A 25,222-nucleotide genomic window follows, 5' to 3' on the forward strand; every position below is an offset into this window, starting at 1 on the left:
AAGGCCGGCATGGTAAAGTGCCATCCTTGCGCAGGCGTGCCTGCCATCTCCCCGGTCAGCGAGCGTGACCCAATAACAGTACCCCGGGTGTCCCATGAATTTGTTCGAACATTTGGCCTTGCTGGCCGTTTTGGTGCTTGCGGCGGGCTTTCTGTCCCTGACCGAGATTTCGTTGGCAGGCGCCCGTAAAATCAAACTGAAATTGCTGGCCGAGGCGGGCGACGAGCGCGCCCGCAAGGTCATGGCGCTGCAGGCCCATTCGGCCGATTTCTTCGCCGCCTCGCAGCTTGGCCTGAACGCGATCGCGATCCTCGGCGGTATCCTGGGCGAAGGAGCGCTGCGCCCGTTCTTCCTCGAGTGGCTGTCGATGTTCTACACGGGCCCGGGGCGCGAGAATATCGCCTTCACCCTGTCGTTCGTGTTCGTCACCACGCTGTTCGTGCTGTTCTCGGACCTGATGCCCAAGCGCCTGGCGCTGATCTCGCCCGAAACGACGGCGATGGCGGTGATCCGCCCTGTGCTGTTCGTCATTCGCCTCTTCAAACCATTTTCGTGGACGCTGAACGTGATCGCCAACGGGCTGTTCAAGCTCTTTGGCATCAATATGACGCGCGAAGACCGGATCACCTTCGACGAGATCTCGGCCGTGGTGGAAGCGGGCGCGCAGGCCGGCGTGCTGCAAAAGCAGGAGCAGCACTTCATCGAGAACGTGTTCGAGCTCGAGTCGCGCGCCGTCACGTCGACGATGACGACGCGCGAGAACATCGTGTTCTTCGACCTGACCGAACCCGAAGAAAGCGTGCGCCAGAAGATCGCCAAGCACTCGCTGTCGAAGTTCCCCGTGTGCGATGGCGTGATCGACCGCGTGGTCGGGTATGTCGATACCCGCGACATCCTGGTGCGCCTGCTGAACAACCAGTCGCACTTCCACCTGAGCGAGTCGACGATCCGCACCGTGTTGATCATCCCGGACAGCCTCACGCTGTCCGAGCTGCTCGACCGCTTCCGCTCGAGCAAGGAAACCTTCGCGGTCGTGATCAACGAGTATGCGTTTGTCGTTGGCGTGATCACGCTGTCGGACATCATGGTCACGGTGATGGGCCGCTGGGGCAGCCCGCTGGAAGCCGATCAGCAAACGATGCAGCGCGACGATGGCTCGTGGCTGATCGACGGCAGCACGCCGGTGGCGGAAATGAAGCGCGTGCTCGACCTGCAGTCGCTGCCCGAAGAAGAGCGCTATGAAACGGCGGCCGGCTTCATGATGTTCATGCTGCGCAAGGTGCCGAAGCAGACCGATAGCGTCGAATACGAAGGCATGCGCTTTGAGGTGCTTGACGTCGACCATCACCGGATCGACCAGCTGCTGGTCAAGCGTCTCGAGCCGGGACAGGCGTCGACCAAGTCGGCGACGCTGCCCGGCCAGTAATCAGGCTTTACAGCTGCGCGAGACGCGCCAGCGCAAGCTGCAGCGTCTCGTCTTTCTTGGCGAAGCAGAAGCGCACCACGCGCGACTCTTTCGGCTGGCTGTAGAACGCCGACACGGGAATCGCGGCCACCTTGATCTCGCGGGTGAGCCATATGGCAAAGTCGGCTTCGCTCAGGTCTGAAATGGCGTCGTAGCGCACGCACTGGAAGTACGTGCCGTCCGATGGCAGCAGCGTGAAGCGCGAATCGGCCAGGCCGGCGCGGAACAGGTCGCGCTTGGCCTGGTAGAACGCCGGCAGGTCGCGCCACGGCGCCGCATCGTGCAGATAGGCGGCGATCGCGTGCTGCATCGGCGCGTTGACGCAAAAGACGTTGTACTGGTGGACCTTGCGAAACTCCACCATCAAAGCGGCCGGCGCGGCGACGTAGCCGATTTTCCAGCCCGTGACGTGGAAGGTCTTGCCGAAGCTCGAGACGACGAACGCCCGTTCGGCCAGCACAGGATGGCGCGCCACCGATGCATGCGGCTCGCCATCGAACACCATGTGTTCATACACTTCGTCCGACAGCACCAGGATCTGCGTGTCCTGCACGATCGCGGCCAGCGCGTCCAGATCGCCCTGGCGCAGGATGGTACCGGTCGGGTTGTGCGGCGTGTTCACCACGATCATGCGGGTGCGCGGCGTGATGGCGGCCCGCACGTCGGCCCAGTCGACGCGGTAGCCTGCGGCATCGAGGACCATCGTCACCGGCACCACGCTGCCACCGGCCAGCACCACTGCCGGTGCGTAGCAATCGTAGGCCGGCTCGATGACGATCACCTCGTCGCCCGGGTGTACGACGGCCAGGATCGCCGACTGGATCGCCTGGCTGGCGCCGGCGGTGACGGTGATTTCGGTGTTGGCGTCGTAGCGATGGCCGTAGGTGGCTTCGATCTTGGCCGCGATCGCCTGGCGCAGCGCCGGCAGGCCGGTCATCGGGGGATACTGGTTATGCCCGGCGCGCATCGCCTCGGCGACCAGCTCGACCAGTTGCGGATCGCAGGCAAAATCCGGAAAGCCCTGGCCCAGGTTGACGGCGCCGTGATCGACGGCCAGTTGCGACATCTGTGTGAACACGGTGGTGCCGACGTGCGGCAGGCGGGAGACCAGGGTAGGGATGCTCATGGGTGCGCTCGTGATCGAAAAAGAAAAGTTTATTCTAGCGTGCCTTCAAGCCTGGCCTTGAGCCACGCTTCCGGCAGCATGATGCGAAACAGCCCGGCCTGCGCCGTCTTGCGCCCCAGCTTGAGCAGCGCCTTGTCCTTGCTGATCAGGATCGATGCGCCGGCATCGCGTGCCAGTTCCATGAATTTCTGGTCGTCGCGGTCGGTGCACACCGGCAGGCGAATTGCCTTCGAATCGACGGCCACCAGGCGCAGCAGGGCGTCGAAGCGCGCCGCGGCAGCGAGCCGGTTGTCGTCGTCCAGCGGCAGGTGCTTGTAATGCAGCACGGCCAGGTATTCGTCGCGGCAGTCGGCGCGCGTGATGGCGTCGATCTCGCGCGCTTCGATGGCGGCGAGCAGGTCGGCCCAGCGCGGATCGTGGAACACGAACAGGTCGAGCAGCACATTGGTGTCGATGACGATGGGTTTGGCTGGAGCGGTTATCATGTCGGTTGTTTATTTGTGGAAAAGTTTCGTACGGCCATGCTGATTGTCCTGTCTCCTGCCAAGTCCCTCGATCTCGAATCGCCCCTCACCACCCAGCATCAGAGTACGCCCGACTTCATCGCCCATGCAGGTGAGCTGATCGATGTATTGCGCGGCCATTCACCTGCCTCGATCAGCGAGTTGATGGACCTGTCCGACGCGCTGTCGATGCTCAACGTCGGGCGCTATGCCCACTGGGACGCCAATCATACCGAAGCGCGGCCGGCCATCATGTCGTTCAATGGCGACGTGTACACCGGGTTCGATGCGCGCACGCTCGATGCCAATGGCGTGATGTTCGCCCAGCGCCACGTGCGTATCCTGTCGGGCCTGTACGGCTTGCTGCGCCCGCTCGACCAGATGCATCCATATCGCCTGGAAATGGGCACGAAGCTGGCAACGCCGCGCGGCAAGGACCTGTATGCGTTCTGGGGCGCGACGATCACCGAGGCCCTGAACCGCCAACTGGCCGAGACTGGCTCGACCGCGCTGGTGAACCTGGCCTCGACCGAGTACTTCAAGTCGGTCAAGCCCAAGCTGCTGGACGCGCCCGTGATCGAGCCGGTGTTCCAGGACTGGAAGAACGGCAAGTACAAGATCATTTCATTCTTCGCCAAGCGCGCGCGCGGGATGATGGCGCGCTATGCGGCGCAGAACGGCATTACCGATCCTGAGGGGCTCAAGGAATTTGATGTTGACGGGTATGCGTTCGAGCCGGGGGCGTCGAGTGGGAATGCGTGGGTGTTCAGGCGGCGAGTTGAAGGGTGACGTAGCGGCTACGCTGCTGACTTGGGTTCCCGCGAAGGCGGGAACCCAAGTCCTCCGAGCAGCCATCAACCTATTACTGCACCGCATCCTTCGGCGCCGCCTTCGCACCACCCTTCGACCAGAATTTCCACCACGGCGCATCGCCGCGTGCACCTGGGTTCAGGAAATAGCTGTCTGGATAGTTCAGCGCAAACACACGCTGGGTGTCGTCGCGCAGCAGCGGCATGCCGAGCTTGTCATAGGCGCGGATCATGATGAACAGCGCTTCTTCGCGGGCCGGGGCGTCCGTGTAGTTGGTCACCGCGTCCTGCGCACGATTGAGCGCCGCCAGGTACGAGCCGCGGCGATAGTAGTAATTCGCCACGTGCACTTCGTACTGCGCCATCGCATTGATCAGATAGCTCATGCGCTCGGTCGAGTCGGCCGCGTACTTGCTGTTCGGGTACTTGTCGACGAGCGCCTTGAACGCCGCGAACGCTTCACGCGTGGCGCGCGGATCGCGCTCGGTCGGGTCTTGCGAATACACGAAGCTGAAGAACCCGAGCTGATCGTTGAAATTGATCAGACCACGCAGGTAGTACATATAGTCGACCTGGGGGTGGTTCGGGTGCAGCTTGATGAAGCGCTCGACCGCTGCCAGCGCTTGCGCCTGGTCAGCCGACTTGTAGTAGGCGTAAGCCACTTCCATCTGCGCCTGTGTTGCGTAGACGCCGAACGGGAAATTGGTTTCAAGACGCTGGAACAACGGGATTGCGGCTTCGTAGTGAGCGCCTGCCATCTCTTCGCGCGCCTCAGCGTATAATTTCTCCGCCGACCAGTTTTTGGACTCGTCGGTGGTCTTCGGCAGCATACTGCATGCCGACAGACCGACGAGGGCGCAAGTGGCGACCAACACAGACAATTTTTTTTGCATAGCTTTGCGCAAGAAATGTTTTACCTAGATTCAACGAACGGCTGATTATAGCCGATGGGACTGACGTGATATTAACTCCTGCGCCGAATCCGGCGGATTTACCTATTGACCCTGACTTTGACGATGAGCTCGAGATCGGGTTCGTACCCCTTCCAGGCACCGACCTGTCGCCAATCACCCTGGCGCTGCAAGAAGAACACTGCGGCCAGCGCCTCGACAAGGTGGTTGCTGGCCTGGTGCCCCAATTCTCGCGCAGCCGCCTGCAGCAATGGTTTGAAAGCGGCCACATCACGGTTGATGGTAAGCCGGCCCGGGGCAAGGACACGGCCTATGGCGACGAAGCCATTGTCGTCGTGCCACAAGCCGCGCCCGAAGACACGGCGTTCGCGCCGGAGCCCATGGCTCTGAACATTGTTCATGAAGACGACGACATCATGGTCGTCAACAAGCCGGCCGGCCTGGTCGTGCACCCGGGTTCGGGCAACTGGACCGGCACGTTGCTCAACGGCTTGCTGCATCACTGCCCGCAACTGGTTGGCGTGCCGCGCGCCGGCATCGTCCACCGTCTCGACAAGGATACCAGTGGCCTGATGGTGGTGGGCAAGACGCTCGCCGCCCAGACCGACCTCGTGCGCCAGCTACAGGCGCGCACCGTCAAGCGCGAATACTTCGCGCTGGTGTGGGGCACGCCGCGCCTGTCGGGCACGATCGACAGCCCGATGGGCCGCGACGCGAAAGACCGCGTCAAGATGGCTGTTTCGAGCAGCCCGTTCGCCAAGCCGGCGATCACCCATTACGAGCGCGTCATTTCGGGCGAACTCGACCGGCGTCCGGTGACACTGGTGCGCTGCCGCCTCGAAACCGGCCGCACCCACCAGATCCGCGTGCACATGCAGTCGCTGGGCTTTTCGCTCGTCGGCGACGCCGTCTACGGCAAGCGTCACCTGACGCCGGTGTTCCCGCGCCAGGCGCTGCAGGCGCGTCGCCTGGGCCTGGTGCATCCGGCCGCCGGTGAGCAATGCGAATGGACCGTGCCGCTGGCCGACGATTTCGCCGAACTGATCGCGCGTGCGGGCATCGAAGAGCCTGAACTGGGCGAGTTCGGCACGGGCATCGAAGAAGCGGCGGACGACGACAACGGCGTCGTCACCTACCGCGTATGATCCCGCTGTCCCGGTCGGCCCTGGTCTGGCCTGACTGGCCGGACCTGCCGGTATCGGTCGGCGCGCTGGCGACCAGCCGCGATGGCGGCGTGTCCGTGGGTCCGTATGCCGACGGCAAGGGTGGCGGTGGCCTCAATCTGGGGCTGCACGTGAACGACGCGCCGGATGCCGTCGCCGCCAACCGCGCCGCATTGCAGGCGTGGTTGCCGGGCCGGCCGGCCTGGATCGCCCAGGTGCATGGCGCGGCCGTGGTCGACGCGGCCACGGTCGGCCCAGGCCAGCCGGTGCGCACCGGCGACGCCAGCATTTCCACGGCGCCCGGCGTCGTGTGCGCGATCCTGACCGCCGATTGCCTGCCGGTGCTGTTTGCCGATCTGGACGGCAAAGTGGTGGGCGCCGCCCATGCCGGCTGGCGCGGGCTGGCTGGTGGCGTGCTGGGCGAAACCGTGCGCGCAATGCGTACGGCCGGTGCGGGGGAAATCACGGCGTGGATGGGGCCGGCAATCGGTCCCGAGGCGTTCGAGGTCGGCGCCGACGTGGTGGCCGCGTTCGTGGAAGCGCTACCGGGGGAGGCGACACGCGCCTGCTTCACCGATCTTCACGCTCGGCCGGGCAAGTACCTCGCAGATATGTTCACCCTGGCGCGCCTGATGCTGGCGCGTGACGGCGTCGAGCGCGTGCATGGCGGCGGGCTGTGTACGGCCAGCGCGCCGGAGCGTTTCTATTCCTATCGCCGCGATGGCGTGACGGGTCGCCAGGCCAGCTTGATCTGGCTAAAGTAGCAGCGCAGGTTGGGGGCGACGGCTCAGTCGCCGTCGCCGTCCGCAGCGCCATCGCCATCCCACTCCCGCCCCGGCGCGTTGCCCGCTTTCCTGTCACCCGGTCGCTGCGCCGTCTGCCTGCGCAGCCGGCGCCGTCTTGCGCCAGTGATGTAAAAAAGTATGGATAATGGCAAGGCACAATAAAACAGGAAGGTCATGACGCCGCCCACGGCGGTCGGCTCGGTCGCTGCCATGAGCACCACGACGTATATCCAGGCAATGGCGACGATCCACATGATGTACTTTCTGGTTGACGAGACGCGATTCTAACAACGGATGCCCACATGAACATGCCTGACCCGCAAGCGCTTGCTGCCACCTGGTTGTCCCAATTTACCGATCCTGCCGCCTGGCAAAGCTGGATGGCGATGCCGCCTGGCATGCCAGCCCCGGGCGGCGTGAGCCCCATCGCCGGCCTGCTCAACAATGTCGGCGCCGGCATCGACACGGCGCGCATGGAAGCGATCCGCGACGATTATCTCAAGAAAGCCACCCAGTTGTGGCAAGACGCGATGCTTGGCAAGACGCCGGCGTTGCAGGACCGGCGCTTCGCGGCGGCCGAATGGACCAGCAACCCGGTGTCCGCGTTCTCGGCCGCTTCGTACCTGCTCAACGCCGAATGCCTGATGGCGATGGCCGATGCGGTCGAGCTCGAGCCGCGCGAGCGCCAGCGGCTGCGTTTCTCGATACAGCAAATGGTCGACGCCATGTCGCCCGCCAACTTCTTCGCGACCAATCCCGAGGCCCAGCAGAAAATGCTCGAGACCAAGGGCGAGAGCCTGACCAAGGGCTTGGCCAATATGCTGGCCGACCTGCAGAAGGGCCGCATTTCGCAGTCGGACGAAGCTGCCTTCGAAGTGGGCCGCAATGTCGGCAACACGGCCGGCCAAGTCGTATTTGAAAACGATTTGTTCCAGCTGATCCAGTACACGCCGGTCACGCCGAACGTGCGCAGCGTGCCGCTGGTGATGATCCCGCCGTGCATCAACAAGTTCTACATCCTCGACCTGCAGCCGGACAATTCTCTGGTGCGCTACGTGGTGGAGCAGGGCAATACCGTGTTCATGGTCTCGTGGCGCAATCCCGATCGCAGCCAGTCGCATCTGCGGTGGGACGATTACGTCGAAGATGGCGCGATCCGCGCCCTTGACGTCGTGGCCGAAATCACCGGGCAAGAAAAGGCGCACGTGTTCGGCTTCTGCGTCGGCGGCACCATCGCGTCCACGGCGCTGGCCGTGCTGGCCGCGCGCGGGCGCCAGCCGGCCGCCAGCCTGTCCCTGCTGACTACCTTGCTCGATTTCTCCGATACCGGCGTGCTCGAAGTTTTCATCGACGAAACCCAGGTGGCGCTGCGCGAGCAAAAGCTGGCTGCCGGCGGCCTGATGCCGGGGCGCGACCTGGCGACCACATTCTCGTCGCTGCGCCCGAACGACCTGGTCTGGAACTATGTCCAGCAAAATTACCTCAAGGGCAAGGAGCCGCCGGCCTTCGATCTGCTGTACTGGAACGCCGACAGCACCAATTTGCCGGGGCCAATGTTTTGCTATTACCTGCGCAATATGTACCTGGAAAACAAGCTGCGCAAACCCGGCACGCTGACCGTCTGCGGCGTGCCGGTCGACCTGGGCGCAATCGACGCGCCGGTGTTCGTGTACGGCTCGAAGGAAGACCATATCGTGCCGTGGTCGGCGGCGTTCGCCTCGATGCAGCTGCTTAATCCCAAGAACCCGAAGGCGAACCGCTTCGTGCTGGGTGCGTCTGGCCATATTGCCGGCGTGATCAATCCGGCCTCGAAAAACAAGCGCAGCTACTGGGTCAACGACAAGAATGGCAAATCGCGGCCAAAGACCGACAGCGTTTGGTTCGAGAGTGCTGCGGAGCACAAAGGTAGTTGGTGGCCCGAATGGGCGAAGTTTTTGGCCGAGCATGGCGGCCCGCAGGTGCCGGCGCCGACCGCCCCCGGCAATGCGCAATACCTGCCATCCGAGCCAGCGCCAGGGCGCTATGTGCGGGTGCGGGGCGACTAGTCGTCATTGGTGAGTATTGACAGAAAAGCCAGACGCGTGATGATTCTGGTAATTGCTGCAACTGCCACAATTGCGTGGTAAGGTGTCTGGTGCCCATCCATGGTCGACCTGGCCGTGGATGGGCCGGAGACGAGCCGGCCACGCCGGCGAGAATAATCATAAGTGCGCGGCTCACGAAGCGGCGCCGCAAACCATGGACGAGAGATGAGCAGTGTGAAGAAAAGTGCGGAACGCCTGATCAAGAAATACCCGAACCGTCGCCTGTACGACACGCAGACCAGTTCCTACATCACGCTGTCCGACGTCAAGCAGCTGGTGCTCGATGCCGACGAATTCACGGTGGTCGACGCCAAGAGCAGCGAAGACCTGACCCGCGCGATCCTGCTCCAGATCATCCTGGAAGAAGAAGCGAACGGCGCGCCGATGTTCTCGAGCTCGGTGCTGGCGCAGATCATCCGCTACTACGGCCACGCCATGCAGGGCATGATGGGCTCGTACCTGGAAAAGAATGTCCAGGCGTTCACCGATATCCAGACCAAACTCACCAGCAACGCCGCCGGCGCCATCGAGGGCAAGCCGTTCAGCCCCGAGATGTGGACCCAGTTCATGAACGTCCAGGGCCCGATGATGCAGGGCATGATGAACAACTACATCGACCAGAGCAAGAACCTGTTCATCCAGATGCAAGAGCAGATGCAAAGCCAGAGCAAGGCGATGTTCGGCGTGTTTCCGTTTCCGGGCATGACGCCGCCGCCGACGGACAAGAAGTAAGCTGTGTAGCGCGCAGGTTGCGCTGTGCTGCCAGCTTGATAAGTGTTTGCCAGTTCGCGTCGTTCCAGCCTCCGCTGGAACGACGTTGGACGGTCACAGGCCCTACCAACTACCCCCGGTTCAGGTACAATCGCGGATTGCCCAAATCTTTTGCCGCCCGCCCATGCCTGAACTTCGTCGTACTCCTTCCGCCAACTCAAGCAGCCTGGCTGCCGCAGCCAAGGCGCCAGCCGTCATCATTCCGGCCGCGATGCCGGGCGTGGTCGCGCCGAAGGTCGGCTTTGTTTCGCTTGGCTGCCCGAAAGCGCTGGTCGATTCCGAGCAGATTCTGACCCAGTTGCGCGCCGAAGGTTACCAGACCGCCAACTCGTACGACGGTGCCGATCTGGTGATCGTCAACACCTGCGGCTTCATCGACGCCGCCGTGCAAGAGTCGCTCGACGCCATCGGCGAAGCGCTGGCCGAAAACGGCAAGGTCATCGTCACCGGCTGCCTTGGCGCCAAGAAGGATGCCGCAGGCGACGACATCATCACCAAGGTGCACCCGAAGGTGCTGGCCGTGACCGGCCCGCACGCGCTGGCCGAAGTGATGGACTCGGTCCACCTGCACCTGCCGAAGCCGCACGATCCGTTCATCGACCTGGTGCCGGACCACGGCGTCAAGCTCACGCCGAAGCACTACGCCTACCTGAAGATTTCCGAAGGCTGCAACCACCGCTGCAGCTTCTGCATCATCCCGTCGATGCGGGGCGACCTGGTGTCGCGCCGCATCGACGAAGTGCTGGTCGAAGCCGAGAACCTGTTCAAGTCGGGCGTCAAGGAACTGCTCGTGATTTCGCAGGACACCAGCGCCTATGGCGTGGACGTCAAGTTCCGCACCGGCTTCTGGAATGGCCGCCCGATCAAGACGCACATGACGCAGCTGGTCGAAGCGCTGGGCCAGCTGGCGCGCCAGTACGATGCCTGGGTGCGCCTGCACTACGTCTATCCGTACCCGCACGTCGACCATGCGATCCCGTTCATGGGCGATGGCCACGTGCTGCCGTACCTCGACATTCCGATGCAGCACGCGCACCCGGATGTTCTCAAGCGCATGAAGCGCCCGGCCAGCGGCGAGAAAAACCTCGAGCGCATCCTGAAATGGCGCTCGATGAATCCTGACCTGACGATCCGTTCGACCTTCATCGCCGGCTTCCCGGGCGAGACCGAGGCCGAATTCGACTACCTGCTCGACTTCTTGAAAGAAGCGCAGATCGACCGCCTGGGGTGCTTTGCCTATTCACCGGTCGAAGGCGCCACCGCCAACCTGCTCGACAACCCGGTGCCGGAAGAGGTGCGCGAAGAGCGCCGTGCGCGCGTGATGCTGCTGCAAGAAGAGATCTCGGCCAAGCGTCTGCAGGCCAAGGTCGGAAAGACCCTGCGCGTGCTGATCGATGAAGTCGGCGCCCGCGAAGCGATCGGCCGCTCGAGCGCCGATGCGCCGGAAATCGACGGCGTGGTGCACATCAAGCGCCCGCTCGTGCCGGGCAAGAGCAAGCTGGTCGTGGGCCAGTTCGCCGATGTCGTCATCACCAAGGCCGACGCGCACGACCTGTGGGCCAATCCCGCTTGATGCCATGAGCAGCAAGTCGATCCAGACCACGCTGGTGCATAGCGACTATGTCGCACCATCGGGGTTCGACGCCTTCCCGCCGGCGACGCACCGCGCGTCGACGGTGCTGTTCGCGAACACCGCCGCAATGCGGTCGAGCCAGTGGAAGGACAAGAGCGCCTATACCTACGGCCTGCATGGCACGCCAACCACGTTCACGCTCGAGGGCAAGCTGGCCGAGATCGAGGGCGGCAACCACTGCCTGCTCACGCCCTCGGGCCTGGCGGCCATCGCCATGGTCGACTTCGCGCTGCTCAAAAGCGGCGACGACGTGCTGTTGCCCGAGAACGTGTACAACCCGAACCGCGAGCTGGGTCGCTGGCTGAGCGCCGATTTCGGCGTCACCGCGCGCTACTACGATCCGATGATCGGCGCCGGCATCGCCGACCTGATTCAACCGAGTACCAAGCTGCTGTGGACCGAGGCGCCGGGCTCGGTGTCGATGGAAGTGCCGGACTTGCCGGCGCTGTGCCGCGCGGCCCATGAACGCGGCGTGCTGGTGGCGCTCGATAACACGTGGTCGGCCGGCCTGGCGCTGCGCGGGTTCGATCTTGGCGCCGACATCGTCATGCACGCGCTGACCAAGTACCAGTCGGGCGGCGCCGACCTGTTGATGGGCGCCGTGATCACGCGCGACCGCGCGCTGAACGATCGCCTCGCGCAAGCCCATATGCGCCTGGGGATGGGCGTGAGCCCCGATGACGCGTACCTGGTGCAGCGCGGCCTGCCGACGATGAAGCTGCGCTTCGAGCGGCACGACGCCAGCGCGCGCGTGCTGGCGGCCTGGTTCAAGGCGCGGCCCGAGATCGCCAGGGTGCTGCATCCGGCCTTCGAGGATTGTCCTGGCCACGCCTTCTGGCAGCGCGATTTTACCGGCGCCGGCGGCCTGTTCTCGGTGGTGTTCGATACGCGCTTCGACGAGGCCCAGGTCGACCGCATGGTCGATGCGTTGACGCTGTTCGGCATCGGCTACAGCTGGGGCGGGCCGAACAGCCTCGTGATGCCGTACCGGATTCAGAGTATGCGGGACCGGTGGGATGGCGGGGTGCTGGTGCGCTTCAACGTCGGCCTGGAAGACCCGGCTGACCTGATCGCCGACCTGGAGCGGGCCTTCAGTCAGTTATGAACAATGGGGCCATCGGCCCCATTCGTTTTTTATACCGGCATCGCGCGGTTGTTGTTCAGGTCAATGAAGCCGCGAATCAGGCGATACGCTTTCCAGACCCACACCACCAGCCACAGCACCCACGCGAACGGGATGCCGATGATCGTGGCGAACAGCACGCCACCGACGGCCATCCACACCACGTACCACCAGAACGAACGGATCATCCACGTGTGGTGGCTGTAGACCAGTGTGCCGGCCGTTTCCGGGCGTTTCATGTAGTTGACGATCACCGGGATGATCGACAGCATGCCGAGCGAGAAGAAGAAGGTCAGGGCATGGATCACATACAGGATGCGCGCCCAGTGCTTGCTGTCTTCGACGCCTCGTTCCAGAATCAGTTCTTGCGACATTATCAGGCTCCTCAAACGGGGAACATCCCCCTGTGTTGCGATTGTAGCATCACCATCGGCCGCCCCTGCCGCAAAGCTCAGCCCATGTGCTGGCGCACCCAGGCGGTCAGGCGCACCGCATCCATCGCGCCGGCCTGGCGTGCGACTTCGCGCCCGCCCCGGAACAGCGCCAGTGTCGGGATGCTGCGGATCGCAAAGCGCGCCGCCAGGTCTTGCGCGCGTTCGGTATCGACCTTCAGCAGGCGCACTGCGGGCTCGAGCTGGCCGGCTGCCTGCGCGTAGCTTGGGGCCATCATCTTGCACGGGCCGCACCATTCGGCCCAGAAGTCGACCAGCACCGGGATATCGTTGCGGCCGATATGGCGCTCGAAGCGGGCGCTGTCGACGTCGTGCGGGCGGCCCGTAAACAACAGCTGCGCGCACTTGCCGCAGGTGGGCGCATCGTGCAGCCGCGACTGCGGCATGCGGTTGACGGCGTCGCAGTGCGGGCAGACGACGTGGGTTGGCTCGACACTCATGATATTTCTCCAGTCAAAACAATGCCGACATTGTAAGCGCGGCGCGCCCAGAACGTCGCCGGTCCAGCCATGCGCCGCGCGCCGTCGCCGCCCGCTAGAATGGTTGTAATAACAACCACGAGACGATCCCATGCCAGTCCAGGACTTGCCCGGCAGCCTGCTCGTCGGCTGCGCCGGCTGGAGCCTTGCGACGAAGGACTTCGCCGCGTTTCCGGCGGACGGCAGCCACCTCGAACGCTACGCCGCCGTGTTCCCCGCGGTTGAAATCAATTCGTCGTTCTACCGGCCGCACAAGCCGGAGACTTACGCGCGCTGGGCTGCCAGCGTGCCGGATGCCTTCCGTTTTTCGGTCAAGGTGCCGCGTGCGATCACGCATGACGCGCGGCTGCAGGATGTCGATGCCTTGCTCGACCGGTTCCAGGGTGAAGCCGGCATGCTGGGCGAGAAGCTGGGTTGCCTGCTGGTCCAGCTTCCGCCGCGCTTCGGCTTCGACGATACGCTGGCGCCTGCGTTTTTTGCGCAGCTGCGCCAGCGGTTCGCGTGCAGCATCGCGTTCGAAGCACGTCATGCGAGCTGGTTCTCAAGCGCCGCCAGCGCGACCCTGCGCGAGTGCGGCGTGATTCGGGTCATCGCCGACCCGGCCGCCGGTCAGCCTGGCGAGCACGAGCCGACGAACGACACCGAAGTCTACGTGCGCCTGCACGGCGCGCCGCGCATCTACTATTCACCCTATTCGGGCGCGGAGATCGCCCGCTGGCGCGTTCAATTCGCACGCGACGTCGCACAAGGCCGCAGGGTATGGTGCATCTTCGATAATACGGCCGAGGGCGCGGCGGTGCCCAATGCGCTTGAACTGATCGGGCGAGATCTCGACGCAGTCGGCGCGCAGGTCGGGGTAGAATCACCAGGTTCAAAGGTCACATCGTCCACCGCGTGAATTCATCGATTGCCGTCCATACCGAGCCGGGCTTGCCCTTGCGGGTCGAGTGCCCGCCGGGCGCCTGCGTGTGCGATCGCACACGGGTCCTGGCCGATCCGGCGCTGGATCAGCGCCCGCTGCTGATCACGCGCCAGCAAGAGCAACGGCTGATCGAGCGTATCGAACGCATCGACAGTTATGCCGACTTGCAGCACGTGCAGAACCTGATTCACAAGAATACCGGCGCGACGCTGCACATCGCGCCGGGCCCGAACGAAGTGCGCACCGTGCGCGGCATCGTGATCGTGCTCGAGGACCGGCCCGGTCTGTGCAAGAAAGTGCGGCAATCGGTGCCGGCGGCGGTGCGGCGTTGCCTGAACTTGCGGCCCGAGATCGCCTGGGCGATTCTCGACGCGCACGATCTGTTTGGCGAGACATGAAAAAAGCCGGCATCGGCCGGCTTCATGAGGGGTTACCTGCGGTACGGGAAGTGCGTCCCGATATTCCCGCCCCAGCCGCGACCGCGATGGCCGCGCCAGCTGCTGCGGCCGAAATCGAAGCCCAGGCCGATCGAAATTGGCGGATACCAGTAGTTTGGCTGCTCGACATAGACCGGCTGCGGCACGTAGACCGGTTGCTGCTGGACATACACTGGCTGCTGCTGGACATAGACCGGCTGCTGTTGGGTGTAGATCGGTGTCGAGTAAGTCGAATTTGAATACGTTGTCGCAGGCAGAGGCGTCGACGTGATGGTGCTTTCACCAGACGACGCCACGCGCGCACCGGTACCGATGGGCACTGGCGTCACGGACACAACACGCCACTGGCTGGGATCTGACGGTTGTGCGTAGCCTTGCTGGCTGTAATAGGGGCCTGGCGCTGCGCAGCCGGCGAGCGCGCCCAGAGACACGATAATGATGGCAAGATTTTTCATGGCGCTCCTCCTGATGCAGCCATCATACGAGCTTGAGCGCAAACAGGCGCGCGGTTTTACAGCCTGTTACAGCCGGCACTGCTCAGCCCGATTGCTAGCCACTTCACGAGAGCAGCAACGCCAGTTGTCCCAAGGGCACGGCGCCCGCCAGCGCCTGGTATCCGGTGTCATTGGGATGCACATGGTCGCCGCTGTCGTACGCTGATCGCAAGCGCTGCGGCGCTGCCGGATCGCGCAGCGCCAGGTCGGCGTCAAGCAGCAGGTCAAAGGCCGCGCTGCTGCGCATCCATGCATTGACTGCCTGGCGCACGGCTTCGCGCGGCGGCGTCGAGTACACAAAACCACTCATCGGTGGCAGTGTCGCCCCCATGACCGCAATGCCGCGCACATGGGCCCGCTCGATCAATTGCTGGTAGCCAGCGATCATGATTTCGGGGCGGATTGGCGCCGATGGCGGGCTGTAGACGATATCGTTGATGCCGATGAGTATGGCCACGACCCCCACGCTCGATGTGGCCAGGACGTCGCGGTCGAAGCGTTCGAGCAGGGCGCGGCCCGCGATCAATGTGTCGGGGGTGTCGGCCAGCATGCGGTTGGCGCTGATGCCGCGGTTGACGACGCCGACGCGGTTCGGGCCGAGCTCGGTGTGGAAGCGCCGCGCCAGCCAGTCGGTCCAGCGCCGGTTGGCGCTGGACGTGCTGCCCACGCCATCGGTGATCGAATCGCCTGCGGCCACCAGCACCGGTACGCCGGCAGCGATATCGACCTCGGTCAGGAACGGCCACGACGCGAACGCTCGCCCGACCGGCAGCGACGCGCTGGCAGCGTGGTTGCCCGGTGTCGACACATAATTGGCCTGGTACGCCGCGTTATGGAGCGTGCTGGCCGGCGTCCTGCCCGGCAGGTACAGGCTGATGGCCAGGTCGGCGAATGGGGCCACGGTGAGTGCAACCGGGTCGGAGAAGGCGGGCGCCCCGGCGGGGATGGTAATGTCGGGCCGGCCGCCGAAGCGCAGCTGCCGGCTGCTGCCGGGCACGAGCACCGCACCGCTGCGGCGCAAGCCGATACCTGCGCTGCCGATCTCGAGGCTGCTGCTGCCCATCTCGTTGGATACCCTGACGCGTACGCTGCCCCCGCCGATGCTGGCGCGCACGATCAGGAGCAGCGTCTGGTTGGCGAACGTCTGCAACTGCGCAGGGCGGGGTGGACCTGCCGGCGCGCAGCCCCAGGCCGCGCTCCAGCGGTTGGCGGGCAATTGCGCATGGGCTTCAGGCACGAGCAGCGCGCCTGCCAGCGCCGGCCCGCCCAGCAGCAGGCGCCTTCGCGCCCTATCGACCGTTGACGAAAGGATGGGGGATGCGTGTATGGCAGGCAGGGACATGGCGATCTGCTGTTGTGATGGCGCGCCCGATCGGTCGCATCACCACGATAGTTCACACCACCTGCGCACGATTCAGCGCGCGCGCACGGTTTGCGCGCGATCATCCTCGATTTATAGCGGCAAATGCGCCGCGGCTATTGCCTGCGCGTCAGGCGAGAATTGTCAGCAAGCCATCCAGCCCAGAGAAATTGAGCGCCACATCGGCCTGGGCCCGTACCACCGGCTTGGCGCGAAACGCCACCGACAGCCCGGCAATGCCCATCATCTGAAGATCGTTGGCGCCGTCGCCCATCACGACCGCCTGCGATGGCGAAATGCCCAGTTCGTTACACACGCGCTCGACGGTGCGCTTCTTTTCTTCGGCGTCGACGATCCCGCCGACCACGCGGCCGGTGAGCTTGCCATCCATGACCTCGAGCACGTTGGCGTGCGTGTAATTCAGACCGAGGCGCGCACCAAGCCGCTCGGTGAAAAAGGTAAATCCGCCCGACACCAGCAGCGTCTTGATGCCGGCCGCCTGCACCGCTTTGAGCATTGTTTCGCCGCCCGGCGAGATGCGCAGGCGCTCGTCGTAGACGCGCTGCAAGGCGCTGGCATCGAGCCCTTCGAGCAGGGCCACGCGGCGCTTGAGGCTTTCCGAGAAATCGAGTTCGCCGCGCATCGCCGCTTCGGTGATCTCGGACACCTGGGGTTTGAGCCCCTGCATGTCGGCGATCTCGTCGATGCACTCGATCGTGATCAGGGTCGAGTCCATGTCCATCGCCACCAGGCGCACGTCGGCCAGCGAGCGGCCCGGGGCGATGAAGGTCGCATCCACGCCGGCCTCGAACGCGGCGGCGTCGATCTGCTCTTTCAACCCGGCGCTGACGACAATGCCTTCGCAGCGCAGTGCATGCGCGCCAACGGCGGTGGTTGTCTGCGGATTGGCCAGTTGCGCCAGGCGCGCGAGCGTGGCTTGATCGGCCTGCGGCCCCTGTAGCACCAGATTCATGGTCATGATTTAAGCGAGCAGTTGTTTGATGGTCTGTTTGATCTGGTTCACGCGCGCCGTCAGGTCGGGCATGCTGGCCGTGATACGCAGCTTGTCCTGGCCCGCCAGCTTGACGTGGCGGTTCTTCTGGATCAGCGTGATGATCCTGATCGGATCGATCGGCGGCTTTTCCATGAACTGCAGGCTGGCCGCCTCGCCATGGGCGTCGATCTTGACGATGCCCACCGTCTTGGCCGCGATGCGGAGGCGGTGCGTCTCGACCAGCGCCTTTACCGGCTCGGGCAGCTTGCCGAAGCGGTCGATCAGTTCCTCTTGCATGCTGTCGATACGATCAAGCGTCTCGCAATTGGCCAGGCGCTTGTAGATCGACAGGCGCTCGTGCACGTCGCCGCAGTAGTCGGCCGGCAGCAGGGCCGGCACGTGCAGGTTGATCTCGGTGGTCGACGACAGCGGCGCGGCCAGGTCGGGTTCCTTGCCGGCCTTGAGCGAACGCACCGCCTCGTTGAGCATGTCCGAATACAGCTGGAAGCCGATTTCGAGCATTTCGCCGGATTGATTCTCGCCCAGCACTTCACCGGCGCCGCGGATTTCCAGGTCGTGCATCGCGAGGTAAAAGCCGCTGCCCAGTTCTTCCATCTGCTGGATGGCGTCCAGGCGCCGTTGCGATTGTTTGGTCAGGTTCTGCACGTCGCTCACCAGGAGGTAGGCATACGCCTGGTGGTGCGAGCGGCCGACGCGCCCGCGCAACTGGTGCAGCTGCGCCAGGCCGAACTTGTCGGCGCGGTGCATGATGATCGTGTTCGCGGTCGGCACGTCGATGCCGGTCTCGATGATGGTCGTGCACAGCAGAATATTGAAGCGCTGGGCCACGAAATCGCGCATGACTTTCTCGAGGTCGCGCTCGTGCATCTGGCCGTGGGCCACGCCGATGCGGGCCTCGGGCAGCAGCTCTTCGAGCATCGCGCGGCGGTTCTCGATGGTGTCGACTTCGTTGTGCAGGAAGTAGATCTGGCCGCCGCGTTTGAGTTCGCGCAGGCAGGCTTCGCGGATGATCGAGCCGTCTTCGCTGCGCACGAAGGTCTTGATCGCCAGGCGTTTTTGCGGCGCGGTGGCGATGATCGAAAAGTCGCGCAAGCCTTCCAGCGCCATGCCCAGCGTGCGCGGGATCGGCGTGGCCGTCAGCGTGAGCACGTCGACTTCGGCGCGCAGCGACTTGAGCGCTTCTTTCTGGCGCACGCCGAAGCGGTGTTCTTCGTCGATGATCACCAGGCCCAGGCGCGTAAACTTCACGTCGGGCGAGAGCAGCTTGTGGGTGCCGATGACGATGTCGAGCGTGCCGTCGGCCATGCCCTTGATCGCGTTGTTGATCTCTTTGCCGGTCCTGAAACGCGACAGCTCGGCGATTTTCACGGGCCAGTCGGCGAAGCGGTCGGCAAAGGTTTGCGCGTGCTGCTCGGCCAATAGCGTCGTCGGCGCCAGGATCGCGACCTGCTTGCCGCCCATGACGGCGATGAACGCCGCGCGCAGCGCCACCTCGGTCTTGCCGAAGCCGACGTCGCCGCACACCAGCCGGTCCATCGGCCGGCCCGACGTCATGTCCTTGATGACGTTGTGGATTGCTTCGGCCTGGTCGGGCGTCTCTTCGAAACCGAAGCTTTGCGCGAAGTTTTCGTAGTCGACGTTCGAATATTCGAACGAATGACCCTGGCGCAGCGCACGCCGCGCGTACAGGTTCAGAAGTTCGGCGGCGGTGTCGCGCACCTGCTCGGCCGCCTTGCGCTTGGCTTTCTCCCACTGGCCCGAACCGAGCGAGTGCAGCGGCGCGTCTTCGGCCGCCGTGCCCGAGTAACGCGCGATCACGTGCAGCTGCGACACCGGCACGTACAGCTTCGTGTCCTTGGCGTATTCGAGGTGCAGGAACTCGGTCTCGCCTTCGCCCAGGTCCATGCTGATCAAGCCCATGTAGCGCCCGATGCCGTGGTTGATGTGCACCACCGGGTCGCCGATCTTGAGCTCGGACAGGTCGCGCACCATCGATTCGACCTGGCTCGTCGCTTCCTGTTTCTTCTTGCCGGCGCGCCGGCCCGAACCCGCATACAGCTCGGTCTCGGTGATGAACACCAGGTGGCCGGCGCCCGCATCGAGCAGCTCGAAACCCGCCTGCAGCGGCGCCACGCCCAATGCCAGTCGGGCATCGCTCGTGCGGAAGCCCTCGAAGCCTTCGACCGGCGTGAGGTCCAGTTTGTATTCGCTGAAGTACTGCTGCAGCGTTTCGCGCCGGCCGGCCGAATCGGCGCAAATCATCACGCGTGTGTCGCCCCGTTCGAGGTAGGCACGCAGGCTGACGAGCGGATCGTCGAGACGGCGGTTGACGGCGACGTCGGGAATCGGCGCCGACAGTTCGGACGCCGGCGCTAGCGGGTCGCGTGCAATATTCCAGCGCCCGTGCGGCTTGATGCAGGTGAAGAACTGCTCGGCGCTCAGGAACAACTCAGTCGGCTCGAGGATCGGGCGTTCGCGGTCGCTTTTCAGGAAACGATGGCGCGACTCGGTGTCCGTCCAGAAGCGGCCGATGGCGGCTTCGATATCGCCGACCAGGGCCAGCGGCGTGCCTTGCGGCAGATAGTCGAACAGCGTCGAGGTCTGGTCGAAGAACAGCGGCAGGTAGTATTCGATACCGGCCGAGGCGATGCCGCTGCCGATGTCGCGGTACACCGGCGAGCGTGACGGGTCGCCCTCGAAGCGCTCGCGCCAGCGGCCGCGAAAGGCCGTGCGCGCCGTTTCGTCCATCGGGAACTCGCGGCCCGGCAGCAGGCGCACTTCGCGCACCGGATACAGCGAGCGCTGGGTATCGGCGTCGAAGGTGCGGATCGATTCGATTTCGTCGCCGAACAGGTCGAGGCGGTAGGGCAGGGCGGAGCCCATCGGGAACAGGTCGATCAAGCCGCCGCGCACCGAATATTCGCCCGGCGACATCACCTGCGACACGTGCGTGTAGCCGGCCAGCGTCAGCTGCGCCTTGAGGCGCGCTTCGTCGAGGCGCTCGCCCTGGCGGAAGAAGAAGGTGTAGGCCGCCAGGAACGACGGCGGCGCCAGGCGCACCAGCGCGGTCGTCGCCGGCACCATCAGCACATCGCACTGGCCGTTGCGGATCTCGTGCAGCGTGGCCAGGCGCTCGGACACCAGGTCCTGGTGCGGCGAGAACGCATCGTACGGCAGCGTTTCCCAGTCCGGCAGCAGGTGGCAGGCCAGCTTGCCCTCGGCGAACCACGGGATTTCATCGAGCAGGCGCTGGCCGTCGCTGGCATTGGCCACGACGACGGTGAGCATCTGGCCCTGCGCCTTGAGCGCCAGGGCCGCCACCGCCAGCGCATAGGCGTCGGACGAACCGTGAAGGAGCGGCAGGACGAAACGGTGGCCTGGCTTGGGGAGGTGTTTCTCGAGATCGAAAGGCATGCCGCGTGCTTGAGGTATCCGTGAAAAATACGCCGAAAAGTGGAGGTCAATTATAGTCGAACGCGCCCGGCCTCGCCGCGCAGCAGCGGCGAGTTGCCCCCATGGCCGATCACGGGCATGATTGCGCTATCATAAAAAAACCGGAGACATGATGCGCCCAGCATCCATCGGCCTGCCCCTGCTGTTTTCATCCATGCTGAGTACAATGGCGAGCGCCGCCCCACCGCCGGCCCCATTGGTCCTGTTGGACGATGCGCCCCGACCGGGCGTTCAGATCCTGGCGCTGGCACCCGATACGACGCACATGCTGGCAGGCGAATCGGTGTCGGCGGACGCGGCGCTGCGCCCGGCATTCCCCGGCAGCGCCATCGAGCTGGCGCGCAGCAAGCGCGCTGACGGCGGCGCTGCGCTGGCGCTGCAATGGCGCAAGATCTGGAAAAGCGGCGTGGCGTTGCAGACGACGCCACAAGACCTGCGGCCTTTCCTGGCGCATGGCACGCTGGCGTTCGACCTGAAGGTCGATGCGCTCGCTGCCGGTGGCCTGGTGGTGAAGGTCGGCTGCGGCCCGGATTGCGAACGCCAGGTGCCCTATGTGCTGCCCGGCCGCGCGGCCGAAGGCAAGGGCTGGCAGCGCGTGGTGCTGGCAATGTCATGCTTCGCGCGCGACGGCGACGATTTCTCGCAGGTCGCCAAGCCGTTCACGCTGGAAGGCACTGGCAGCGGCCAGGTCAGCATCGCCAACGTGGTCATCTCGCCCGCCGGGAAGCCCAACACGACCTGTCCCGACTGGCGCACGGTGGCCGTCACGCCGGCCAGGCTCGACGAAGCCTGGTCGATCGACTGGTGGCTGCCCCGTCATCGCCAGAAGCTGCAAGACGCGAAGCGCATGGTGGCCGAGGGCCACAGCCCGCAACTGGTCTTCATCGGCGACTCGATCACGCAGGGCTGGGAAAAAGAGGGTGCGCCCGTCTGGCAGACGCACTATGCACGCCATGATGCGCTGGGGCTCGGCTTCGGCGGCGATCGCACCGAGAACGTGCTGTGGCGCCTGCAGCATGGCGCCGTTGACGGGCTGGATCCGAAGGTGGCGATCTTGATGATCGGGACCAACAACACGGGCCTGCGCGGCGACTTCCCGGCCATCACGCTGGCCGGCATCCGCCGCAATCTCGGCGAACTGCAGCAACGCCTGCCGCGCACGCGCATCCTGCTGGTGGCGATCTTCCCGCGCGATGCAACGCCCGATGGCCCGCTGCGACGCATCAACGACGCCATCAACGCGGGGTTGCCGGCGCTGGCGGACGGCAAACGGATCGTGTTCCTGGACGTGAACCGTGCTTTTCTGGCGCCGGATGGCACGCTGTCGAAAGACATCATGCCGGATCTGCTGCATCCGAACGAAGCTGGGTACGTTATTTGGGCCAGGGCGATGCAGCCGGAGCTGGATCGTTTGATGGCGTTGCCGCGACTCTAGGCAGGCTGCACGTCGGTGCTGGTATCAACGCTACGCCGGTTCGCGATCCCGAACGGCACGTGCACCATCGGGATCGTGCCGCCGGGGCCGGATTTGAGGTGCGTGAGCTGGTCGTCGAAGAAAATGTGCGGCTTGAATACCGACAGCACCCGGGCCTTGTCCATACCGCCCAAAAAGAATGTCTCGTCGGCCGACACGCCCCAGCTGCCCAGCGTGGTCACGACGCGCTCGTGCGCCGGCGCGCTGCGCGCCGTGATGATGGCGATGCGTACGATGCGGCGGTAGTCCGGGTCGGCGCGCTCGGCGTCCTGTTCCAGCTGCTGCAGCATGGCGAGCTTGCGAAACATCCCGGCCAGCGGGCCTGGCTGGTGCGGGCGCGCCATGTGCAGGGTTTCATGGGCGTGGAATTCGCCGAGGTCGTTGTTGCGCTTGTAGACCGTCTCGGATTCGTCATCGGCGATCACGCCGTCAAAGTCGAAGGCCACGCGCAGTTCGATGTCGTCTTCTTCGTCGGCGATGCGCGATGGCAGCACCAGGCCGGCCGGATAATCGACGGCGATCGCGCTCTTGACGTCTTCTTCGTTTGCGCTCAGGAACAGCGACGTGTTGAACGCTGGCAGATACGGGTACGGTGATTTGCCGCTCATGAACACGGCGCGCGAGATATCGAGGCCGTAGTGCGCGATCGAGCGCATCACGCGCAAGCCGGTCTCGGGCGAATTGCGCGAAAAGAGAACCACTTCCACAGGCGCCTGCTGCGCAAAGCACCGGTTGATGCTCAGGAAGCGCCGGATGAACGGGAACGCGACGCCGCGCGCGAGGATCACGTCGCGCTGGCGCTCCTGGTGGTTACGATAGGCTTCCTGGCCGTGCTCCAGATAGACCTGGTGCGAGTCGGACAGGTCGAACAGCGCGCTGGACGCGACGCCGATCACGAGTTTTTCTTCGATGGGAAAGGGCATTCAGGCGTCCTGTTGGTCGGCGGTGTCATCAGATTTGTCGCCAATTTTTTCATAGATCCGGTGTAGATCCGCAGGTAACGCCGCCACGGCCCCAACGAACACGGGCTGGCCGCCACGCGCCAGCATGTGCAGCTTGGCCAGGCGGTCGGCCTCGCCCAGCGTCGCGGGCAGCGGCGCAGGATCGCCGGCATGGGCGATGGCGTGACCGATTGCCGGCGGCAGTTCCCACTGGCCGGCGATGCCGGCCGAAATCAGGCGCGCCGTGTGCACCAGCCGATGGCCGAACGTGTCGCTGTCGGGCAGGCCGCCGGTGGGCACCAGGCCGTCGATGACGCGCAGCGCCACCACCAGGCCGATATTGTGCATCAGCCCCGCCAGATATGCCTCGAACGGATCGGCCCCGTGGCGTGCCGCCAGCAGGCTGGCGGCCTGCGCGCATTTCTCGGACTGGCTCCACAGCTGCGGCGCGACCAGCCGCGCCAGGCGGCTGGTCTGCAGGCTGATAATCCGGCGAAACGCCACGCGCGCGAGCAGCATGCGCAAGCCGTTCTGGCCAAGCAGCAGCAACGCGCCTTCCAGATTGCGTACCGAGGCGCCCTGCTGGGAAGACTGGCTGTAGTACGGGCTGTTGACTTCGCGGATCACTTCGGCGACCAGCACCGCGTCCTGCGCCACCTGGCGCGCCAGGTCGGCGGACGAGCCGCCTTCGTCGCGCAGACTGCGCAACACCTGTGGAATGACGGCAGGTACGCGCGGCACGAGGTTGCTGGCCGCCTGCGGATCACGCGCCAGGCGCGCCAGCTCATCGAGCACGAGAGATTCGGCGCCGGATGCACCCGCAATATGCGGTCCCGCCAGCCAGTGAAAGAACGCGAGATCGAGGTCGAGCGGGGGATGATCGTCAGCGGGGGGCACGGCCACGGCCACGGGGCCGGCTTGCTGAGTACCGGATGCGGCAGGTGAGCGGTCCACGGGCGATGCCGGCGCCGCGCCGAACAGGCGTGCTAGCCAGCGCTTCATGGCAGGGGATTGGCGTTACTGATGTACATGGCGCGATTTTACCGCGCCGATGCGGCGCACGCCCGGATGACCAGGCGCGCGTGTTCGGTATTGCTTCACCAATTACTGTTTCGTATCCGAACTGGTGGTGGTGTGACCGGTATTGGTCGGCGTGCTGGCATTGCCGGTCGCGGTCGGTGCGCCGTCAGTCGGCGTGATGCCCATCTGCGCGTCCACGGTCGGATTGCCGGTGGAGCCGGCCGCAGTCGTACCCATCGAGGACGAGCCGCTGGTGGTGCCCATGGTATCGGTGGTGTTGCAGCCGGCGAGGGCGAGGGCCATGACACCGCCAACGAGGACAGTCTGAATAGTTTTCATCGCAATGCTCCTTGAGAGTTGAATGAGACGATCAGACTCGGTCGCCCGAAGCGGGCGACCGGCTGATTGGGTCAGCATGCAGCTGCATGCGTGCGACCCTGGCAGGTTGGTTGTCGATCAGCGACCGGTTGCCGAGTTGGTGACTGGCTCGTTGTTGCTGGTGGTGCCCGAAGCGCTGTTCACGCCGGTGGCACCGGTGGCGCCCGAATTCCAGCTGCCCTGGCCGGCGGTGGTGCTCGGCGTTTGCACCGAGCTGCCGGTGGTCGACGTGGCGCTGCTCGAGCCGGTCATGGTGTCGGTGGTGGTGCCAGGGGTGTTGCAGGCGGCCAGGCCGAATGCCATCATGGCGGCGATGAGTGCAGATCCGATTGTGCGTGTCATGGTAGTCTCCCTGATGATTAAGTTGTTTTATCATCAAGCAACCGCAGGTGCACAAGAATAGGAACAGAGAGTCCATCCTTGT

Annotated in this window: 25 protein-coding genes; 11 read left to right on the plus strand and 14 right to left on the minus strand. The window is 64.6% G+C overall.

All coding sequences use genetic code 11. The features are described 5' to 3' along the window. The first annotated feature begins 94 nt into the window (after positions 1 to 94). Positions 95 to 1,426, plus strand: a complete 1,332-nt coding sequence (locus AB2N08_RS00120) for a hemolysin family protein (RefSeq protein ID WP_367608598.1) — start codon at positions 95 to 97, stop codon at positions 1,424 to 1,426. A gap of 7 nt (positions 1,427 to 1,433) precedes the next feature. On the opposite strand, the gene AB2N08_RS00125 is transcribed toward AB2N08_RS00120, so the two are convergent. Continuing rightward, positions 1,434 to 2,591 carry a pyridoxal phosphate-dependent aminotransferase gene (locus AB2N08_RS00125; protein ID WP_367608599.1) on the minus strand — a complete coding sequence of 386 codons (1,158 nt, stop codon included), beginning with the start codon at positions 2,589 to 2,591 and terminating at the stop codon, positions 1,434 to 1,436. A 29-nt stretch (positions 2,592 to 2,620) separates the two neighbouring features. Then, entirely contained in the window at positions 2,621 to 3,076 is a 456-nt protein-coding gene (locus AB2N08_RS00130; RefSeq protein ID WP_367608600.1) for a putative toxin-antitoxin system toxin component, PIN family, read from the minus strand. Positions 3,077 to 3,112: 36 nt separating this feature from the next. Here AB2N08_RS00130 and yaaA point away from each other — a divergent pair, with 36 nt between their 5' ends. Continuing rightward, positions 3,113 to 3,883 (plus strand): peroxide stress protein YaaA, encoded by a 771-nt coding sequence (yaaA, locus tag AB2N08_RS00135; protein WP_367608601.1) that lies wholly within the window; start codon positions 3,113 to 3,115, stop codon positions 3,881 to 3,883. 73 nt (positions 3,884 to 3,956) lie between these two features. Here the strand turns inward: yaaA and AB2N08_RS00140 are convergent, their stop codons facing one another. Continuing rightward, positions 3,957 to 4,796 (minus strand): outer membrane protein assembly factor BamD, encoded by an 840-nt coding sequence (locus tag AB2N08_RS00140; protein WP_367608602.1) that lies wholly within the window; start codon positions 4,794 to 4,796, stop codon positions 3,957 to 3,959. Positions 4,797 to 4,861: 65 nt separating this feature from the next. Between AB2N08_RS00140 and AB2N08_RS00145 the strand changes: the two genes are divergently transcribed. Continuing rightward, a complete protein-coding gene (locus AB2N08_RS00145) occupies positions 4,862 to 5,959 on the plus strand; it encodes an RluA family pseudouridine synthase (RefSeq protein ID WP_367608603.1) in 1,098 nt (365 codons plus the stop codon). Then, positions 5,956 to 6,741, plus strand: coding sequence for a peptidoglycan editing factor PgeF (gene pgeF, locus AB2N08_RS00150; protein WP_367608604.1), 786 nt, complete (start codon positions 5,956 to 5,958; stop codon positions 6,739 to 6,741). Before AB2N08_RS00145 ends, pgeF begins: the two co-directional genes overlap by 4 nt. Positions 6,742 to 6,764: 23 nt before the next feature. Here pgeF and AB2N08_RS00155 read toward each other — a convergent pair whose 3' ends face one another. Beyond that, on the minus strand, positions 6,765 to 7,016 hold the full coding sequence (locus tag AB2N08_RS00155) for a hypothetical protein (RefSeq protein ID WP_367608605.1): 252 nt from the start codon (positions 7,014 to 7,016) through the stop codon (positions 6,765 to 6,767). A gap of 48 nt (positions 7,017 to 7,064) precedes the next feature. On the opposite strand from AB2N08_RS00155, the gene phaC reads away from it, so the two are divergent. The 4 genes from phaC (at position 7,065) to AB2N08_RS00175 (ending at position 12,355) form a co-directional block, all read left to right on the plus strand. Continuing rightward, the gene (gene phaC / locus AB2N08_RS00160) at positions 7,065 to 8,807 is read left to right on the plus strand and encodes a class I poly(R)-hydroxyalkanoic acid synthase (protein WP_367608606.1); all 1,743 of its coding nucleotides are present in this window, start codon (positions 7,065 to 7,067) and stop codon (positions 8,805 to 8,807) included. 204 nt (positions 8,808 to 9,011) lie between these two features. Beyond that, on the plus strand, positions 9,012 to 9,578 hold the full coding sequence (gene phaR, locus AB2N08_RS00165; RefSeq protein WP_367608607.1) for a polyhydroxyalkanoate synthesis repressor PhaR: 567 nt from the start codon (positions 9,012 to 9,014) through the stop codon (positions 9,576 to 9,578). Between the two features lie 250 nt (positions 9,579 to 9,828). Beyond that, positions 9,829 to 11,190 carry a 30S ribosomal protein S12 methylthiotransferase RimO gene (rimO, locus tag AB2N08_RS00170; RefSeq protein ID WP_367609424.1) on the plus strand — a complete coding sequence of 454 codons (1,362 nt, stop codon included), beginning with the start codon at positions 9,829 to 9,831 and terminating at the stop codon, positions 11,188 to 11,190. A 4-nt stretch (positions 11,191 to 11,194) separates the two neighbouring features. After that, positions 11,195 to 12,355 (plus strand): cystathionine beta-lyase, encoded by a 1,161-nt coding sequence (locus AB2N08_RS00175; protein ID WP_367608608.1) that lies wholly within the window; start codon positions 11,195 to 11,197, stop codon positions 12,353 to 12,355. 29 nt (positions 12,356 to 12,384) lie between these two features. Here the strand turns inward: AB2N08_RS00175 and AB2N08_RS00180 are convergent, their stop codons facing one another. Together AB2N08_RS00180 and trxC are read right to left on the minus strand one after the other, a co-directional pair. After that, a complete protein-coding gene (locus AB2N08_RS00180) occupies positions 12,385 to 12,747 on the minus strand; it encodes a DUF4870 family protein (RefSeq protein ID WP_367608609.1) in 363 nt (120 codons plus the stop codon). 77 nt (positions 12,748 to 12,824) lie between these two features. After that, positions 12,825 to 13,265: a thioredoxin TrxC gene (trxC, locus tag AB2N08_RS00185; protein ID WP_367608610.1), complete on the minus strand. Its 441-nt coding sequence runs from the start codon at positions 13,263 to 13,265 to the stop codon at positions 12,825 to 12,827. A 130-nt stretch (positions 13,266 to 13,395) separates the two neighbouring features. On the opposite strand from trxC, the gene AB2N08_RS00190 reads away from it, so the two are divergent. Together AB2N08_RS00190 and AB2N08_RS00195 are read left to right on the plus strand one after the other, a co-directional pair. Next, positions 13,396 to 14,202: a DUF72 domain-containing protein gene (locus AB2N08_RS00190; protein ID WP_367608611.1), complete on the plus strand. Its 807-nt coding sequence runs from the start codon at positions 13,396 to 13,398 to the stop codon at positions 14,200 to 14,202. Next, positions 14,199 to 14,624: a hypothetical protein gene (locus tag AB2N08_RS00195; protein ID WP_367608612.1), complete on the plus strand. Its 426-nt coding sequence runs from the start codon at positions 14,199 to 14,201 to the stop codon at positions 14,622 to 14,624. The genes AB2N08_RS00190 and AB2N08_RS00195 overlap by 4 nt, the downstream gene beginning before the upstream one ends. Positions 14,625 to 14,656: 32 nt before the next feature. On the opposite strand, the gene AB2N08_RS00200 is transcribed toward AB2N08_RS00195, so the two are convergent. From AB2N08_RS00200 to mfd, 4 genes are all read right to left on the minus strand, one after another. Beyond that, on the minus strand, positions 14,657 to 15,118 hold the full coding sequence (locus AB2N08_RS00200; RefSeq protein WP_367608613.1) for a hypothetical protein: 462 nt from the start codon (positions 15,116 to 15,118) through the stop codon (positions 14,657 to 14,659). A 103-nt stretch (positions 15,119 to 15,221) separates the two neighbouring features. Then, positions 15,222 to 16,499, minus strand: coding sequence for a GDSL-type esterase/lipase family protein (locus tag AB2N08_RS00205; RefSeq protein ID WP_367608614.1), 1,278 nt, complete (start codon positions 16,497 to 16,499; stop codon positions 15,222 to 15,224). Between the two features lie 148 nt (positions 16,500 to 16,647). Then, a complete protein-coding gene (gene serB, locus AB2N08_RS00210) occupies positions 16,648 to 17,496 on the minus strand; it encodes a phosphoserine phosphatase SerB (protein WP_367608615.1) in 849 nt (282 codons plus the stop codon). A gap of 3 nt (positions 17,497 to 17,499) precedes the next feature. Then, the gene (gene mfd / locus AB2N08_RS00215; RefSeq protein WP_367608616.1) at positions 17,500 to 20,946 is read right to left on the minus strand and encodes a transcription-repair coupling factor; all 3,447 of its coding nucleotides are present in this window, start codon (positions 20,944 to 20,946) and stop codon (positions 17,500 to 17,502) included. Positions 20,947 to 21,097: 151 nt separating this feature from the next. On the opposite strand from mfd, the gene AB2N08_RS00220 reads away from it, so the two are divergent. Next, on the plus strand, positions 21,098 to 22,420 hold the full coding sequence (locus AB2N08_RS00220) for a GDSL-type esterase/lipase family protein (RefSeq protein ID WP_367608617.1): 1,323 nt from the start codon (positions 21,098 to 21,100) through the stop codon (positions 22,418 to 22,420). On the opposite strand, the gene AB2N08_RS00225 is transcribed toward AB2N08_RS00220, so the two are convergent. From AB2N08_RS00225 to AB2N08_RS00240, 4 genes are all read right to left on the minus strand, one after another. After that, positions 22,417 to 23,382: a 5'-nucleotidase gene (locus AB2N08_RS00225; protein ID WP_367608618.1), complete on the minus strand. Its 966-nt coding sequence runs from the start codon at positions 23,380 to 23,382 to the stop codon at positions 22,417 to 22,419. The genes AB2N08_RS00220 and AB2N08_RS00225 overlap by 4 nt on opposite strands. Further along, the gene (locus AB2N08_RS00230) at positions 23,383 to 24,402 is read right to left on the minus strand and encodes an HDOD domain-containing protein (protein WP_367608619.1); all 1,020 of its coding nucleotides are present in this window, start codon (positions 24,400 to 24,402) and stop codon (positions 23,383 to 23,385) included. A 102-nt stretch (positions 24,403 to 24,504) separates the two neighbouring features. Continuing rightward, the gene (locus tag AB2N08_RS00235) at positions 24,505 to 24,759 is read right to left on the minus strand and encodes a hypothetical protein (protein WP_367608620.1); all 255 of its coding nucleotides are present in this window, start codon (positions 24,757 to 24,759) and stop codon (positions 24,505 to 24,507) included. 117 nt (positions 24,760 to 24,876) lie between these two features. Further along, complete coding sequence (locus AB2N08_RS00240) at positions 24,877 to 25,140, minus strand: hypothetical protein (RefSeq protein WP_367608621.1); 264 nt, start codon at positions 25,138 to 25,140, stop codon at positions 24,877 to 24,879. Between the last annotated feature and the right edge of the window lie 82 nt (positions 25,141 to 25,222).

Source organism: Massilia aurea, from assembly GCF_040790145.1.
Taxonomy (GTDB): Bacteria; Pseudomonadota; Gammaproteobacteria; order Burkholderiales; family Burkholderiaceae_D; genus Telluria; species Telluria aurea_C.

Coding starts and splice junctions, on each gene's coding strand:
- serB (WP_367608615.1), bottom strand. CDS start 17,496: ATGACCATGAATCTGGTGCTACAGGGGCCGCAGGCCGATCAAGCCACG.
- phaR (WP_367608607.1), top strand. CDS start 9,012: ATGAGCAGTGTGAAGAAAAGTGCGGAACGCCTGATCAAGAAATACCCG.
- AB2N08_RS00205 (WP_367608614.1), bottom strand. CDS start 16,499: ATGTCCCTGCCTGCCATACACGCATCCCCCATCCTTTCGTCAACGGTC.
- AB2N08_RS00130 (WP_367608600.1), bottom strand. CDS start 3,076: ATGATAACCGCTCCAGCCAAACCCATCGTCATCGACACCAATGTGCTG.
- AB2N08_RS00190 (WP_367608611.1), top strand. CDS start 13,396: ATGCCAGTCCAGGACTTGCCCGGCAGCCTGCTCGTCGGCTGCGCCGGC.
- yaaA (WP_367608601.1), top strand. CDS start 3,113: ATGCTGATTGTCCTGTCTCCTGCCAAGTCCCTCGATCTCGAATCGCCC.
- phaC (WP_367608606.1), top strand. CDS start 7,065: ATGAACATGCCTGACCCGCAAGCGCTTGCTGCCACCTGGTTGTCCCAA.
- AB2N08_RS00230 (WP_367608619.1), bottom strand. CDS start 24,402: ATGAAGCGCTGGCTAGCACGCCTGTTCGGCGCGGCGCCGGCATCGCCC.
- rimO (WP_367609424.1), top strand. CDS start 9,829: ATGCCGGGCGTGGTCGCGCCGAAGGTCGGCTTTGTTTCGCTTGGCTGC.
- AB2N08_RS00125 (WP_367608599.1), bottom strand. CDS start 2,591: ATGAGCATCCCTACCCTGGTCTCCCGCCTGCCGCACGTCGGCACCACC.
- AB2N08_RS00155 (WP_367608605.1), bottom strand. CDS start 7,016: ATGTGGATCGTCGCCATTGCCTGGATATACGTCGTGGTGCTCATGGCA.
- mfd (WP_367608616.1), bottom strand. CDS start 20,946: ATGCCTTTCGATCTCGAGAAACACCTCCCCAAGCCAGGCCACCGTTTC.
- AB2N08_RS00200 (WP_367608613.1), bottom strand. CDS start 15,118: ATGAAAAATCTTGCCATCATTATCGTGTCTCTGGGCGCGCTCGCCGGC.
- AB2N08_RS00180 (WP_367608609.1), bottom strand. CDS start 12,747: ATGTCGCAAGAACTGATTCTGGAACGAGGCGTCGAAGACAGCAAGCAC.
- AB2N08_RS00225 (WP_367608618.1), bottom strand. CDS start 23,382: ATGCCCTTTCCCATCGAAGAAAAACTCGTGATCGGCGTCGCGTCCAGC.
- trxC (WP_367608610.1), bottom strand. CDS start 13,265: ATGAGTGTCGAGCCAACCCACGTCGTCTGCCCGCACTGCGACGCCGTC.
- AB2N08_RS00140 (WP_367608602.1), bottom strand. CDS start 4,796: ATGCAAAAAAAATTGTCTGTGTTGGTCGCCACTTGCGCCCTCGTCGGT.
- AB2N08_RS00175 (WP_367608608.1), top strand. CDS start 11,195: ATGAGCAGCAAGTCGATCCAGACCACGCTGGTGCATAGCGACTATGTC.
- AB2N08_RS00240 (WP_367608621.1), bottom strand. CDS start 25,140: ATGACACGCACAATCGGATCTGCACTCATCGCCGCCATGATGGCATTC.
- pgeF (WP_367608604.1), top strand. CDS start 5,956: ATGATCCCGCTGTCCCGGTCGGCCCTGGTCTGGCCTGACTGGCCGGAC.
- AB2N08_RS00120 (WP_367608598.1), top strand. CDS start 95: ATGAATTTGTTCGAACATTTGGCCTTGCTGGCCGTTTTGGTGCTTGCG.
- AB2N08_RS00235 (WP_367608620.1), bottom strand. CDS start 24,759: ATGAAAACTATTCAGACTGTCCTCGTTGGCGGTGTCATGGCCCTCGCC.
- AB2N08_RS00220 (WP_367608617.1), top strand. CDS start 21,098: ATGCGCCCAGCATCCATCGGCCTGCCCCTGCTGTTTTCATCCATGCTG.